This window comes from Bradyrhizobium sp. WSM2793 (assembly GCF_000379585.1).
Lineage (GTDB): Bacteria > Pseudomonadota > Alphaproteobacteria > Rhizobiales > Xanthobacteraceae > Bradyrhizobium.
Genome location: NZ_KB902824.1, coordinates 1 through 12,902, shown reverse-complemented (window position 1 = coordinate 12,902; position 12,902 = coordinate 1). Strand labels below are relative to the sequence as shown.

Genomic DNA, 12,902 nt, shown 5'->3' with positions numbered 1-12,902 from the left:
CCCGCCGGTGGCGGGTTTTTTGTTGTCTGGCCTTTGGCCAGGAGAACGCGAAGGAGACGGCGACGACGTGACGACGACGACACCGACTGCTGCACGTAGCGGGTTGCCCAGGGGGATCTGGGTGCTTGGCTTCGTCTCGATGCTGATGGACATCTCCTCCGAGATGATCCACGCGCTCCTGCCGGTCTATCTCGTCACCGTGCTCGGCGCTTCGACGCTCACCGTCGGCTTCATCGAGGGCATCGCGGAGGCGACGGCCTCGATCACGAAGATCTTCTCCGGCGCGTTGTCCGACTGGCTCGGCCGCCGCAAGCTGCTCGCAGCGCTCGGCTATGGGCTCGCGGCCTTCACCAAACCGTTGTTCCCGCTTGCCCCCAGCGTCGGATGGCTGGTGGCCGCCCGCTTCATCGACCGTGTCGGCAAGGGCATACGCGGCGCGCCGCGCGATGCGCTGATCGCCGATATCGCACCTCGCGGCCTGCGCGGGGCGAGCTTTGGCCTGCGGCAATCGCTCGACACCATCGGCGCCTTCCTTGGGCCGCTCGTGGCGATCGGCCTGATGTGGTGGACGGCAGACAATTTTGCCGCGGTGTTCTGGGTGGCGGTGCTGCCGGCCTTCCTGTCGTTCGGCTTGATCGCATTCGCGGTGAGCGAGCCGGAGCCGGATCCGAGCCGGGAGCCTGCGGGGAATCCGCTCAATCTCGCCGCGATGCGGCAGCTCGGCACGGTCTATTGGCGCGTCGTGGCCGTCGGCGTCGTCTTCACCCTCGCCCGCTTCAGCGAGGCCTTCTTGATCCTGCGGGCACAGAACATCGGGCTCAATGCGATGTGGGTGCCGGCGGTGCTTGTGCTGATGAACATCGCCTACGCGCTGTCGGCCTATCCGGCCGGCGTGCTCTCGGACCGGATCAACCGGACCGGCCTGCTCGCGCTCGGGCTCGTCTTCCTCGCCTGTGCCGATCTCGCGCTGGCGCTGCTGCCGAGCCTTGGCGGCCTCGCACTCGGCGTCGTGCTGTGGGGGCTGCATATGGGACTGACGCAAGGATTGCTCTCGGCCCTCGTCGCCGACGCCGCGCCGCCCAGCCTGCGCGGCACCGCGTTCGGCTATTTCAACCTGTTCACCGGCCTTGCCTTGCTGGCCGCGAGCGTGATCGCCGGCGCGCTGTGGGACGCCTATGGTCCGGCAGGAACCTTCTTTGCGGGGCTCGGCTTCGCACTGGTCTCGCTCGTGGGACTCTTGGCCGTCGGCAACGGTCTGGCAGCGGAGGACAAATGAGGATGGGAGGTCGTTCATCGTGCTGAGCGGAGCAATCGCGATCATGGTCGGTAGCGTGCTCGGCGGCTGCGCGCGCTATTTCATTTCCGGCGTGATCGCGCGGCGGCTGGGCGAGACGTTTCCGTGGGGCACCATGACCATCAACGTCACCGGCGCCTTCCTGATCGGCATTCTCGGCGCGCTGGCGACCCATCCCGGCTCGGCCTTTGCCACGCCCAATCCGTGGCTGTTCGCGGTGACGGGATTTCTCGGCTGCTACACCACGGTGTCCTCGTTCAGCCTGCAGACGCTGACACTCGCGCGTAACGGCGAGGCGATGCATGCGCTCGGCAATGTCGTGTTCTCGGTCGGGCTCTGCCTTGCCGCCGTCAGTTGCGGTTTCCTCCTTGCGGACGGCCTGGGAGGCTAGAGGCCGATGAACGCTCCCGCCGAGCGCTGGCGCACTGCGGTGCTCTATGCCTGGGTTGCCGCCGGCAGCGTCGTCGGCGGCCTGACGCGTTATCTCGTCGGGCTCGCGCTCGACACCGGGCCGGGCTTTCCCTTCGCGACGCTGTTCATCAACGCGACGGGCTCACTGATCATCGGCTTCTACGCGACGCTGACCGGCCCCGACGGCCGCATGCTGGCGCGGCCCGAGCACCGGCAATTCGTCATGACCGGGTTCTGCGGCGGCTACACCACCTTTTCGACCTTCAGCCTGGAGACCTTCCGCCTGTTCCACAGCGGCATGAAATACACCGCGCTCGCCTATATCGCGGCGTCCGTCATCTGCTGGCTGGTGTCGGTATGGGCAGGGCATATGATGGCGAGCCGCTACAACCGCTTGACGAGGAGCTGACCATGCAAATCCCCAATCAGGCAGTTTCGCTCCGGATCTTCATCGGCGAGAGCGACCATTTCGACGGCAAACCGCTTTATGAAGCGATCGTGATGACCGCGCGCGAGCGACACCTTGCCGGCGCCACCGTGCTGCGCGGCCCCATGGGCTTCGGCAAGTCGAGCCGGCTGCACACCTCGAAGATCCTGCGGCTTTCGGAAGATTTGCCGCTCTTGATCGAGATCGTCGACAGCGAGGACAACATCAACGCATTCCTGCCCATCCTGGATGGCATGATGTCGAGCGGTCTGATCACCTTGGAGAAGGTGCAGGTCCTGCAATATGGTGCGAAGGCCGCAAGCTGATCGCTGCGGCAGGGAACCCGAGCCCGCGTGTCCGGGAGGCGGAATGAACAACACTGTCACCAAGCCGAAGACGCGGACCAAGACCAAGGTCGAGCGGCCGAAGCTGCACAAGGTCATCCTGATCAACGACGACTACACGCCGCGCGAATTCGTCACCATGATCCTGAAGGCCGAATTTCGCATGACCGAGGATCAGGCCTACAAGGTGATGATCACCGCGCACAAGCTCGGCGCCTGCGTCGTCGCCGTGTTCACCAGGGACGTCGCCGAGACCAAGGCCACCCGCGCCACCGATGCCGGCCGCGCCAAGGGCTATCCACTGCTGTTCACGACCGAGCCGGAGGAATAGGGCGTCGTTTGCCCGCTTCCGGTCAATTTTACCGATCCCCGCTACCGCAGGTTCAATCTCCTGTGTCACCACGGTGAGATGACAGTTGCACTGCGCAAACAGCTCGCGCTCAAGCCGGCCCGCCCAGAAACCTCGTTCGGTCCGTTCAAGATCCTGCACGCCCTGCCCTGGCTGATCCTGGCGGCTGCGATGCGGGTAATCGCGTTCGGCGGCGGCGCCGTGGCGCTGCCGGCCATCATTATTGCCGACATTTCGGTGCTCCTGGCCTTCTTCGCAACGGCGCAACAATCGATCGAGGCGGCGGGTGGCCAGTCCTCGCTCGGCGCGCTGACATTGGGCGAGCAGTTCAAGCTGTCCTTCTCGATCCTGTGGCGGATCATGCTCGTGATGATCGCGGCGGCGCTCAGCGCCAGATTAGCCGGCTTTGAGGCCTCGTATCATCTCTTGGCGGGGCTCGATGGCATGGCGTTCGACCAGTTCACCCATCCCGGGCGCTTCTGGAGTGCATGGATCGCCACCATCGTGCTGCTCATGATCGTCCGTGCCGAGCGCGATGACGGCAGGGTCGCCCTGTTCGGCGCCATCGGCGAGTTCGCACGGCGCGGGCTGTGGCTCGGCGCCGCCTTGATCGCGCTCGGTGTCATCAACGTCGCCCTCGCCTACGGACAGGAAGCGGTGCGGAGCGCGATCTGGAATTTCTGGCAGACCTCGTCAGCGAGCCAGTTCAGCAAGAACCTGATCTATTTCGTCTTCATCTTCAGCTTTGCGATGCTGCGGCTGTGGATCACTCTGACGATCCTGACGCTTGGGCTGAGGCAGTCATATGTGCGCGCTGACTAGTTTCGCCGACGGTGCCGTCCGCTAGGCCATCACCACCGGCGTTTCCTCGCCAAGCCCATACACGCGCTGAGCCTTGGAAAATCCCGCGATCGGAAACTCGCCGAGCTCGCGCCAGTCGTGGCGGCAGACATTGGCAAAACCTTCCGAGGCCACGACGGTCCGCCCCAGGCGGCCCGTGATCTTCTCGAGCCTTGCGGCAAGGTTCACGGCGGGACCAATGCAGGTGAAGTCGAGGCGGTTGCCGCCGCCGATATTGCCGTAGAGGATGTTGCCGACGTGCAGCGCGACGCCGAAGCGGAAACGCTCGACGGCGTCGCCGACCGGAAAGGCCAGCGCCTCGACGCTGGCGCGGGATTCGCGCGCCGCTTCCAGCACGCGTGTGCAGACGTGGGCGGCATCGCCGACATATTCGTCGATCGGAAACACCGCGAGCAGGCCGTCGCCCATGAATTTCAGGACTTCGCCGCCATGGCCGCGGATCGCGGTCACCTGACAGTCGAAATAGTGATTGAGGATCTCGACCACCGTCTCGGGTGGCAGCCGGTCCGACAGCGCGGTGAAGCCGCGCAGGTCCGAGAGCCAGATCGCGGCCTGCATGGTGTCGTTGTGGCCGCGGCGGATCTGGCCGCCGAGGATGCGCGCGCCGGCGCGGTTGCCGACATAGGTGTCGAGCAGCATCTCGGCGGTACGGCGCAGGGTGATGATCTCGCTGACGCGCGCCAGCGGCGTCACGATGGACCGGATCGCTGCGATATGGTCATCGCTGAAGCCGCCGGGATGCCGCGTCACCCAGCTCGTGGCGTGGACCGAGCCGTCGAGAAACGGCATCGGCACCGCGATGTAGTCGGTCGCTCCTTCGGCGTCCATGTCTTTGACGATCGGAAAGCGCGTATTGTCGGGATCGCCGACGCGCCCCCTGACCTCGATCCCCTGCTCGAACACGATGCGGAGCGGGCTCGCGGCGAATTCGGGCGTGTCCAGGATATCGAAATCGACGGTGCCGACCTCGACCTCCTCGCCCTGCCGCCAGATGAAGTTGCGGCCGAAGACTTCGGGATGCAACGTACGGATGAAGATGCCGAAACGCGTCAGCGGCAGGCCGGCCGCGACAAGACGTTCGCAGAAATCGGCAATCCCTACGGCCGACTCCTGAGCCGCCCAGGCGCCGTCGATCAGCCAGTCGCAGATGCGCTGAAGCTCGGAGCTGTTCATAGCCGCATTTGCGAACGAAGTTGCGGGATCGTCAAGCTGCGCGGTCGGCTGGTACCGCGGCATGAACGCCCGACTCGGCCCTAGCGCCCGACCTGTCCGCGGTCGCGCAAAAAGTGGTCGGCCAGCACGCAGGCCATCATGGCTTCGCCGACAGGGACGGCGCGGATGCCCACGCACGGGTCGTGGCGGCCCTTGGTGAAGATCTCGGTGTCGGCCCCCTTGCGGTCGACGGTGAGACGCGGCTGCAGGATCGAGGAGGTCGGCTTCACCGCGAAACGCACCACCACCGGCTGCCCCGTGGAGATGCCGCCCAGCACGCCGCCGGCATGGTTGGACAAAAAGCGCGTGCCGTCATTGCCGGTGCGCATCTCGTCGGCGTTTTCCTCGCCGGTGAGCTCCGCCGCGCCGAAACCGGCGCCGATCTCGACACCCTTCACTGCGTTGATGGTCATCATCGCGCCCGCCAGATCGGAATCGAGCTTGGCGTAGATCGGCGCGCCAAGGCCGGCCGGCACGCCTTCGGCGACCACCTCGATCACCGCGCCGATCGAGGAGCCGCTCTTGCGGATGCCGTCGAGATAGGTCTCGAAGAACGCGGCCTTGTCCTTGTCCGGGCAGAAGAACGGATTTTTGGCGATCTCGTCCCAGTCCCACTTCGCACGGTCGATCTTGTGCGGGCCGATCTGCACCAGCGCGCCGCGCACCTTCACGTTGGGCAGCACCTTGCGCGCGATGGCACCGGCGGCAACGCGCGTCGCGGTCTCGCGCGCCGAGGAGCGGCCGCCGCCGCGATAATCGCGCAGGCCGTATTTGGCCTCATAGGTGAAGTCGGCGTGACCGGGGCGAAACTTGTCCTTGATCTCGGAATAGTCCTTCGAGCGCTGGTCGGTGTTCTCGATCAGGAGCCCGATCGGTGTACCCGTCGTCACCTGCACGCCGGTCTCCGGATGCGCCATCACGCCGGAGAGGATCTTGACCTGGTCCGGCTCCTGGCGCTGGGTGGTGAAGCGCGACTGGCCCGGCCGGCGGCGATCGAGGTCCTGCTGGATGTCGGCCTCGGTCAGCGGGATCATGGGCGGACACCCGTCGACCACGCAGCCGATCGCCACCCCATGGCTCTCGCCGAAGGTCGTGACGCGGAACATGTGGCCGAAGGTGTTGAAGGACATCGCTTCTCGCTGGTGCGTAAGTCAGTTCTGACTTGTGGTGGTAACGCGGGGGAACACCGGGGTCAAACACACTCGGTCATTCGGGGCGCCCGAAGGGCGAACTTCGGTGCGCCCTTGCGCACCTGAGAATCTCGAGATTCCGGGTTCGTGCTTCGCACCGCTCCGGAATGACGGCGGATGGGACTAGCTAAACTTCTCCAGCCGCCCGTCCCGGAACACGTAGACGGCGCCCTGCTCGATATAGAGCTCGGCGGCACTGAGGGGGGTCTCCAGGCCGAGTGAAACCATCAGGGCCCGGCAGGTCCCGCCATGGGCGACCGCAACGGTGTCGGTCCGCAGCTGGTCGTACCAGGCCCGTACGCGGACCTGGACATCGGCGTAGGTCTCCCCGCCGGCGGGGCCGACCGACCATTTGTCGGTGAGGCGCCGGGCATACACGTCAGGATCCCTCGCCTCGCTCTCGGCCAGGGTCAGACCTTCCCAGACTCCATAGCCGATCTCACGCAGGCGATCATCGAGCGCATATCCGGCAACTGGCAGCTCCAGCTTGCCGCGCGCAAGTTCCATGGTCTGGCGCGCGCGGCCGAGCGGGCTCGACACATAGGGTAACGCCGCCTTGTCGCGACCCTCGCGCTTGAATAGGTCGGCGAGAATGCTGCCGGCCTGCACGGCCTGACCGCGTCCACGCGCGTTCAGCGGAACGTCCTTAATGCCCTGAAGCCTCCCGAGCGCATTCCACTCGGTCTCACCATGGCGAAGATAATAGATCGTGGGCACGGGAATTCCGGATTTAAGCTAGTCCTTGCCGCCGAACGAGATGTCCGGCGCGTCCGGGCGCTTCATGCCGAGCACGTGATAGCCGGAATCGACGTGATGCACCTCGCCGGTGACACCGCGCGAGAGGTCGGAGAGGAAATACAGCGCACTGCCGCCGACGTCCTCGGTCGACACGTTGCGCCGCATCGGCGCGTTGGCCTCGTTCCACTTCAGGATATAGCGAAAGTCGCCGATGCCGGACGCCGCGAGCGTCTTGATCGGACCTGCCGAGATCGCGTTGACGCGGATGTTCTTCTCGCCGAGATCGGCGGCGAGATAGCGCACGCTGGCCTCCAGCGCCGCCTTGGCGACGCCCATCACGTTGTAATGCGGCATCCACTTCTCGGCGCCGTAATAGCTGAGCGTGATCAGCGAGCCGCCGTCGGTCATCAGCTTTTCGGCGCGCTGCGCCACCGCCGTGAACGAGTAGCAGGAGATCAGCATCGACTTGGAGAAATTCTCCTGCGTGGTGTCGACGTAGCGGCCGTCGAGCTGCTCGCCATAGGCGATCGCGTGCACCAGGAAGTCGATCTTGCCCCATTTCTCCTTCAGCACCCCGAACGCAGCATCGATGGTCGCGGCATCCGTGACATCGCAATGGCCGAGCACGAGACCACCGATCTCGGCAGCGAGCGGCTCGACGCGCTTCTTCAGCGCATCACCCTGATAGGTGAAGGCGAGCTCGGCGCCGGCGGCGTGGCACGCCTTGGCGATGCCCCAGGCGATCGAGCGGTTGTTGGCAACGCCGAGGACCACTCCGCGCTTTCCTTGCATCAGACCCGAATTCTGCGCCATTTTTGAACGTCCCGTCGAACTCTTGGTGAGGTCTGGAGGTACACCAGCCCTCCCCTGCGGTACAGCCCTAATACGCCGCGTTAACGCTGTTTCGAGCGCCGGAATAGCCGTTCCGTTCGGGTGTTATGATCGCTATAGGCGCTCGCGCCTGATACCAGGACGTCAAGACCGCAATGAGTGCGTTTCGCCAGAGTGTGGAAGCCATGATCCCGGCGTTGCGCCGCTACGCCCGGGCGCTCACGCGCGACGCGGATGCGGCCGACGATCTGGTGCAGGACACGCTGGTGCGGGCGCTGCGTTCGGAGCGATTGTTTCTCGGAGGCGACGTCAGAAGCTGGCTCTACACGATCCTGACCAACCTCAACAAGAACCGGCGGCGCTCGCTGGCAAGGCGGCCGCAGTTCACGCAGCTGACGGAGAACAACCCGGATGCCAGCGGCACCGAAGCCGAAGGGCGCGACATCGAGAGGGCGCTGGCGACGCTCGTCGAGGAGCAACGCTCGGTGTTGCTCCTCGTGATGCTGGAAGGCATGAGCTACCGCGAGGTCGCCGACATCCAGGGCGTGCCGATCGGCACCGTGATGTCGCGCCTGGCCCGCGCCCGCGCCCACGTCAAGGCTTCGCTGGAGGGCGAGCGACCGACGCTCAGGCGGGTGAAATGATGGCAGGGTTGATGCATCGCGTGTCGTCCGCCCGCAGCACGAAGATGAGCTACGCGACGTCGAGCTTTGAACGACATTTAAGGCCACAGAGCCAGAGACGATTGATATGAACGACCGCAATATCCCAGTGACCGAGGACGAACTGCACGCCTATGTCGACGGCGAGCTGCCGGCCGAGCGCCGCGCCGACGTCGAGGCCTGGCTCGCCGCCCATCCTGAAGAGGCCGAGCGCGTGCAGTCCTGGCGCGCCATGGCTGAGATGCTGCACGCCCGCTACGATTCCGTCGCCCAGGAGCCGGTGCCGGCCCGGCTGGAGCTCGAGCGGCTGGAACGCCGCCCGCGGCAATGGCTCTACGGCGCCGCGGCGGCGGTGCTGGTCGCCTTCGTCGCCGGCGGCGCCGCCGGCTGGGTCGGGCATGGCGCCGCCAATGCCCCCTCCACCTTCCGGAGCTTTACAGCGGACGCGCTCGACGCCCACCGCCTCTATGTCGTGGAGGTCCGCCACCCCGTCGAGGTCGGCGGCAACGAGCGCGACCACCTCCAGGCCTGGCTGACCCGGCGTTGCGGCTGGACCGTGTTCGCGCCGAACCTGGAGGCGAGCGGGCTGAAGCTCGTCGGCGGCCGGCTGTTGCCGGGTCCGAACGGCCCGGCCTCGTTCCTGATGTATGAGGGCGCCTCGGGCGAGCGCTATACGATCTACACCGCCAAGACCGAGAATGGTGCGACGCAAATGCGCTACGCCAAAACGGACAAGGACGGCGCGTTGTTCTGGGCCGAGCGCGGCGTCGGCTACGTCGTCAGCGGCGGCGGTGATCGCGACCGGCTGACCCGGGTGGCGCAGGCGGTCTATGATCAGGCCGAGAAAAACGGCACCTAGACAGCCGCTCGAGGGCGGTGCCTAGATTCCGTCATTGAAAATTTGGAATGAAGACATCGGCGCGTCTCATTATCGCACCGGATGATCACGCGAAAATGAGCAGCGTTCGATCCGCCGATCGACGCGGGCGGCCTCGATTGGGGTTTTTGGTACCGCGCTGGTCCCCCTCTCGAGGCCGCACCTTTTTATCGGCTGCCCCGCCGGGCAACCGACACGTCTCGAACGTCAGCGTCGAAGCGCGAACCGCGCTTCAGGCGTATGTTGAGCATCATCCTTTCGGGAAGAGAATGCTCCGATCGTCGGGATGCCTCGGCTAGCGCCCTAGCCGAGTCCGCTACGTGGATTGTAGGGGTGTTGGTCCCGCCACTTCTCCATCAATGCTTCAAGCTCGGCGTCGTTCCCGTCCGGTAGCATAATCCTGATCGTGACGAAGAGATCCCCGGTTCCGCCAGATTTCGGCAATCCCTTACCTTTGAGGCGGAAGGTCCGGCCGCTGGAGGTGTTCTTCGGAACCGAAAGCTCCACGGCATTGCCGAGGGTGGGCACGCGGACCTTGGCCCCGAGCACCGCCTCGTAGAGCGTCACCGGCAGATCGATCCGCAAGTCGGCGCCCTCGACCTTGAAGTGGGCGTGCGGCGCGATGCTGATGGTGATCAGGAGATCGCCGGGCGGATGGCCCTGCGCGGACTCGCCCTGCCCCCGGAGCCGGATCTGCTGGCCCTCGGTGACGCCGGCCGGAATCTTGACGTTGAGCTCCTTGCCGGTCGGCAGCCGGACGCGCTTCTCGCCGCCCTTGACCGCCTCTTCCAGCGAGACGGACATGGCGACATTCACGTCGAGATCGAGCCCGACGCCGCCGGTATCGAATTCGAACTGCCCGGCGCCGCCGGCTCCAGGCCGGGCGCCACGCATCCCGCCACCGAACATGCTGTTGAGGATATCCTCGAACGCGCCGCCGCCCTGGCCGGGGCCGCCGCCGGAGCGGAACGTATAGCTTTCGAAGCCGCCGGGGCCGGCACGGCCGCGCGGCCCGCCACCGCCCGGAAAACCCTGGAAGCGCGGCTTGCCGTCGGCGTCGATCTCGCCGCGGTCGAACTGCTTGCGCTTGTCCTCGTCGCCGATGATCTCGTTCGCCGAGTTGATCTCGGAGAAGCGCTCGGCGGCTTTCGGGTCGTCCTTGTTGCTGTCGGGATGATGCTTCTTGGCAAGCTTGCGATAGGCGCTCTTGATCGCGGCAGCGCTGGCGCTCCGCGGCACCCCCAAGACCTCATAGGGGTCGCGCATCCGTCACGTCTCCTTCAAGAAATCGAATTGTTCAAAGGGCTCCCCGCCCCACCAGGGATTCATGTGGGAAGAGAGTGGCATTTTTGCAACTAGGGGCGCGCGCCGAATCCTAGCTCCGCCACGGCTTTAGCGTATGAATCTCCCAACGGCCACGGGTGCTTTGGCAGCCGGCGCCCTGGAGCCAGCTTTCGGTCGCCCCGTTGACGTAGCTCGCCAGGAAATCGCGGCATCTGCGGCCGTCCTCGGCGGCATAGGACTGCGCGATCGGCGTCACCGAACCGCGCGCGCCGGTCTCCGGATTCTCCCAATGCTGGCTGGAATCCCTGTCGCCCTTGCTGAGGACGTCGGAGGCGGCGTTGCGGGCGAAGGCGAGATCGGTCTCGGTGGGCGGGGCGTCCTTCGCCGGCCGCGCGATCGAACCGGTGAGGTCGCTGTCATCGGCCTTGGCGTAGGCACTCTTGTCATTGCGGGAAAAGCTGCATCCTCCGGCACCGAGCCCGATGACAATGATCGTCATGACAACGCCGGACGGCCGGATCGCCGATAGGCCAACGCGTCCCCATGCCCTATATAGGGCGGTAGCGGACAACAACGCGTTTTGGGCCGCGGGACGCAACTCGGACTCCAGACATGACCGACACGACCTCGATGAAACACCAGACACCCTTAACATCCGGTGATTTCACCGCCGCCGACGAGCCATTTGCGCTGTTCGAGGCCTGGCTGAACGAGGCGATCAAGAGCGAGCCGAACGATCCGAACGCCATGGCGCTCGCAACCGTCGACCCCGACGGCTTGCCTGACGTGCGCATGGTGCTGATGAAAGGCTTCGATACCGAGGGTTTTGTCTTCTACAGCCACATCGCCAGCCAGAAGGGCCGCGAACTCGCCGCAAATCCTAAGGCAGCGTTACTTTTTCACTGGAAGTCGCTGCGCCGTCAGGTCCGCATCCGCGGCAACGTGACGCCGGTGACCGAGGCCGAGGCCGACGCCTATTTCGCCACCCGACCCAAGCAGGCCCAGATCGGCGCCTGGGCGAGCAAGCAGTCGCAAGAGCTGGAGAGCCGCTTCGCTTTCGAACAGGCCATCGCGAAAGTCGCGGCCAGATACGTCATCGGCGAAGTGCCGCGGCCGCCGGGCTGGAGCGGCTGGCGCATCACGCCCTCGCGCATCGAGTTCTGGCACGACCGCCCGTTCCGCTTGCACGACCGCATCGAATTTCGCCGTGACGCGGCCGGCCAGAAGTGGTCCAAGACGCGGATGTATCCCTAAACTTTAGGCCGACCTGAAAGATGTCCATGCCGCATTCGTCCAATGCGCCGCGCCGTACACTGCTCCTGACCGGAGCCAGCCGCGGCATCGGCCACGCCACCGTGATCCGCTTCTCCTCGGCGGGCTGGCGCGTCATCACCTGCTCGCGGCATCCGTTTCCGGAGGACTGTCCGTGGGACGCGGGGCCCGAGGACCACATCCAGGTCGACCTCGGCAATCCCGAGGACACCGCGCGTGCGATCAGCGAGATCCGCAGCCGGCTGGAGGGCGGCACGCTGCATGCGCTGGTCAACAACGCCGCGATCTCGCCGAAGGGCGCGGGCGGCTCCAGGCTCGGCTCGGTCGACACCGATCTCGACACCTGGACGCATGTCTTCCACGTCAACTTCTTCGCGCCGATCATGATTGCGCGCGGGCTGATCGAGGAATTGAAGGCGGCCAAGGGCTCGGTCGTGAACGTCACCTCGATCGCGGGCTCGCGCGTGCACCCCTTCGCGGGCGCCGCCTACGCGACGTCGAAGGCCGCGCTCGCGGCGCTGACGCGCGAGATGGCCTCCGATTTCGGCCGCGTCGGCGTGCGCGTCAACGCGATCGCTCCGGGCGAGATCGATACCTCGATCCTGTCGCCGGGCACCGAGAAGATCGTCGAACAGCAGATCCCGATGCACCGCCTCGGCACGCCCGACGAAGTGGCAAAAATCATCTACGTGCTGTGCACGGACACCTCGTCCTATGTCAACGGCGCCGAGATCCACATCAACGGCGGCCAGCACGTGTAGTCCGTTCGCGTCATTGCAGTGACGGAGCAAGGGCGACAACCTCGCTCTCTCGTGTCCCGGACGCGTTGCGGCACGCAGTGACGCTGCGCTGCGTCCGGGCACGAGAGCGGAGTGAGGCGCACGCTTTCCTCACACCGTCATTGCGATGCTCCAGTGCAAATCCCAGCGGCGGTGCCGTAGGGTGGGCAAAGGCGCATGGCGCCGTGCCCACGATCTCCGTCCATAAAACAACAAGGCGTGGGCACGCTGCGCTTTGCCCACCCTACGAGATCGAGTGGGTGGCACGCAGCCCCGCGAATTTGGATGATGCAGTCTGCCCGGTTGGGCTCGCTCGCACCTTCGCAAGGACTTGACCGTAGCAACGACGGCCAGGACCACACGGTTTTGCC

At 65.6% G+C, this 12,902-nt stretch carries 16 protein-coding genes; 10 read left to right on the top strand and 6 right to left on the bottom strand.

Annotated elements, in window-relative coordinates:
• The first annotated feature begins 67 nt into the window (after positions 1 to 67).
• The 6 genes from A3AS_RS0137575 (at position 68) to A3AS_RS0137550 (ending at position 3,647) form a co-directional block, all read left to right on the top strand.
• Complete coding sequence (locus tag A3AS_RS0137575; protein ID WP_018322581.1) at positions 68 to 1,276, top strand: MFS transporter; 1,209 nt, start codon at positions 68 to 70, stop codon at positions 1,274 to 1,276.
• 19 nt (positions 1,277 to 1,295) lie between these two features.
• Complete coding sequence (crcB, locus tag A3AS_RS0137570; RefSeq protein WP_026202771.1) at positions 1,296 to 1,685, top strand: fluoride efflux transporter CrcB; 390 nt, start codon at positions 1,296 to 1,298, stop codon at positions 1,683 to 1,685.
• 6 nt (positions 1,686 to 1,691) lie between these two features.
• Positions 1,692 to 2,114, top strand: coding sequence for a fluoride efflux transporter CrcB (gene crcB, locus A3AS_RS0137565; protein WP_018322579.1), 423 nt, complete (start codon positions 1,692 to 1,694; stop codon positions 2,112 to 2,114).
• Between the two features lie 2 nt (positions 2,115 to 2,116).
• Entirely contained in the window at positions 2,117 to 2,458 is a 342-nt protein-coding gene (locus tag A3AS_RS0137560) for a DUF190 domain-containing protein (RefSeq protein ID WP_018322578.1), read from the top strand.
• Between the two features lie 43 nt (positions 2,459 to 2,501).
• Positions 2,502 to 2,807 carry an ATP-dependent Clp protease adapter ClpS gene (clpS, locus tag A3AS_RS0137555; protein ID WP_018322577.1) on the top strand — a complete coding sequence of 102 codons (306 nt, stop codon included), beginning with the start codon at positions 2,502 to 2,504 and terminating at the stop codon, positions 2,805 to 2,807.
• Between the two features lie 78 nt (positions 2,808 to 2,885).
• Positions 2,886 to 3,647 carry a hypothetical protein gene (locus tag A3AS_RS0137550; RefSeq protein WP_018322576.1) on the top strand — a complete coding sequence of 254 codons (762 nt, stop codon included), beginning with the start codon at positions 2,886 to 2,888 and terminating at the stop codon, positions 3,645 to 3,647.
• Between the two features lie 21 nt (positions 3,648 to 3,668).
• Here A3AS_RS0137550 and A3AS_RS0137545 read toward each other — a convergent pair whose 3' ends face one another.
• The 4 genes from A3AS_RS0137545 to fabI all read right to left on the bottom strand — a co-directional run bounded on the left by A3AS_RS0137545 (position 3,669) and on the right by fabI (position 7,639).
• Positions 3,669 to 4,859 carry an adenylate/guanylate cyclase domain-containing protein gene (locus A3AS_RS0137545; protein WP_018322575.1) on the bottom strand — a complete coding sequence of 397 codons (1,191 nt, stop codon included), beginning with the start codon at positions 4,857 to 4,859 and terminating at the stop codon, positions 3,669 to 3,671.
• An 80-nt stretch (positions 4,860 to 4,939) separates the two neighbouring features.
• Positions 4,940 to 6,028: a chorismate synthase gene (aroC, locus tag A3AS_RS0137540; RefSeq protein WP_018322574.1), complete on the bottom strand. Its 1,089-nt coding sequence runs from the start codon at positions 6,026 to 6,028 to the stop codon at positions 4,940 to 4,942.
• 183 nt (positions 6,029 to 6,211) lie between these two features.
• Positions 6,212 to 6,811: a histidine phosphatase family protein gene (locus A3AS_RS0137535; protein ID WP_026202770.1), complete on the bottom strand. Its 600-nt coding sequence runs from the start codon at positions 6,809 to 6,811 to the stop codon at positions 6,212 to 6,214.
• Between the two features lie 12 nt (positions 6,812 to 6,823).
• Positions 6,824 to 7,639 (bottom strand): enoyl-ACP reductase FabI, encoded by an 816-nt coding sequence (gene fabI, locus A3AS_RS0137530; protein WP_018322572.1) that lies wholly within the window; start codon positions 7,637 to 7,639, stop codon positions 6,824 to 6,826.
• Between the two features lie 173 nt (positions 7,640 to 7,812).
• On the opposite strand from fabI, the gene A3AS_RS0137525 reads away from it, so the two are divergent.
• Both A3AS_RS0137525 and A3AS_RS0137520 read left to right on the top strand, forming a co-directional pair.
• Complete coding sequence (locus tag A3AS_RS0137525; protein WP_018322571.1) at positions 7,813 to 8,301, top strand: RNA polymerase sigma factor; 489 nt, start codon at positions 7,813 to 7,815, stop codon at positions 8,299 to 8,301.
• Between the two features lie 106 nt (positions 8,302 to 8,407).
• Positions 8,408 to 9,178, top strand: coding sequence for an anti-sigma factor (locus tag A3AS_RS0137520; protein WP_018322570.1), 771 nt, complete (start codon positions 8,408 to 8,410; stop codon positions 9,176 to 9,178).
• Positions 9,179 to 9,499: 321 nt separating this feature from the next.
• On the opposite strand, the gene A3AS_RS0137515 is transcribed toward A3AS_RS0137520, so the two are convergent.
• Complete coding sequence (locus tag A3AS_RS0137515) at positions 9,500 to 10,462, bottom strand: DnaJ C-terminal domain-containing protein (RefSeq protein ID WP_018322569.1); 963 nt, start codon at positions 10,460 to 10,462, stop codon at positions 9,500 to 9,502.
• Between the two features lie 109 nt (positions 10,463 to 10,571).
• On the bottom strand, positions 10,572 to 10,979 hold the full coding sequence (locus A3AS_RS0137510) for an RT0821/Lpp0805 family surface protein (protein ID WP_018322568.1): 408 nt from the start codon (positions 10,977 to 10,979) through the stop codon (positions 10,572 to 10,574).
• 113 nt (positions 10,980 to 11,092) lie between these two features.
• Between A3AS_RS0137510 and pdxH the strand changes: the two genes are divergently transcribed.
• Together pdxH and A3AS_RS0137500 are read left to right on the top strand one after the other, a co-directional pair.
• The gene (gene pdxH, locus A3AS_RS0137505; RefSeq protein ID WP_018322567.1) at positions 11,093 to 11,734 is read left to right on the top strand and encodes a pyridoxamine 5'-phosphate oxidase; all 642 of its coding nucleotides are present in this window, start codon (positions 11,093 to 11,095) and stop codon (positions 11,732 to 11,734) included.
• Positions 11,735 to 11,760: 26 nt separating this feature from the next.
• The gene (locus A3AS_RS0137500) at positions 11,761 to 12,513 is read left to right on the top strand and encodes an SDR family NAD(P)-dependent oxidoreductase (protein ID WP_026202769.1); all 753 of its coding nucleotides are present in this window, start codon (positions 11,761 to 11,763) and stop codon (positions 12,511 to 12,513) included.
• Positions 12,514 to 12,902: the final 389 nt, after the last annotated feature.

Bases quoted from the DNA above. Each gene is read 5' to 3' on its own strand.
- crcB (WP_018322579.1), top strand. From the start codon at position 1,692: ATGAACGCTCCCGCCGAGCGCTGGCGCACTGCGGTGCTCTATGCCTGG.
- A3AS_RS0137560 (WP_018322578.1), top strand. From the start codon at position 2,117: ATGCAAATCCCCAATCAGGCAGTTTCGCTCCGGATCTTCATCGGCGAG.
- clpS (WP_018322577.1), top strand. From the start codon at position 2,502: ATGAACAACACTGTCACCAAGCCGAAGACGCGGACCAAGACCAAGGTC.
- A3AS_RS0137550 (WP_018322576.1), top strand. From the start codon at position 2,886: ATGACAGTTGCACTGCGCAAACAGCTCGCGCTCAAGCCGGCCCGCCCA.
- A3AS_RS0137545 (WP_018322575.1), bottom strand. From the start codon at position 4,859: ATGAACAGCTCCGAGCTTCAGCGCATCTGCGACTGGCTGATCGACGGC.
- aroC (WP_018322574.1), bottom strand. From the start codon at position 6,028: ATGTCCTTCAACACCTTCGGCCACATGTTCCGCGTCACGACCTTCGGC.
- fabI (WP_018322572.1), bottom strand. From the start codon at position 7,639: ATGGCGCAGAATTCGGGTCTGATGCAAGGAAAGCGCGGAGTGGTCCTC.
- A3AS_RS0137525 (WP_018322571.1), top strand. From the start codon at position 7,813: ATGAGTGCGTTTCGCCAGAGTGTGGAAGCCATGATCCCGGCGTTGCGC.
- A3AS_RS0137520 (WP_018322570.1), top strand. From the start codon at position 8,408: ATGAACGACCGCAATATCCCAGTGACCGAGGACGAACTGCACGCCTAT.
- A3AS_RS0137515 (WP_018322569.1), bottom strand. From the start codon at position 10,462: ATGCGCGACCCCTATGAGGTCTTGGGGGTGCCGCGGAGCGCCAGCGCT.
- A3AS_RS0137510 (WP_018322568.1), bottom strand. From the start codon at position 10,979: ATGACGATCATTGTCATCGGGCTCGGTGCCGGAGGATGCAGCTTTTCC.
- pdxH (WP_018322567.1), top strand. From the start codon at position 11,093: ATGACCGACACGACCTCGATGAAACACCAGACACCCTTAACATCCGGT.
- A3AS_RS0137500 (WP_026202769.1), top strand. From the start codon at position 11,761: ATGCCGCATTCGTCCAATGCGCCGCGCCGTACACTGCTCCTGACCGGA.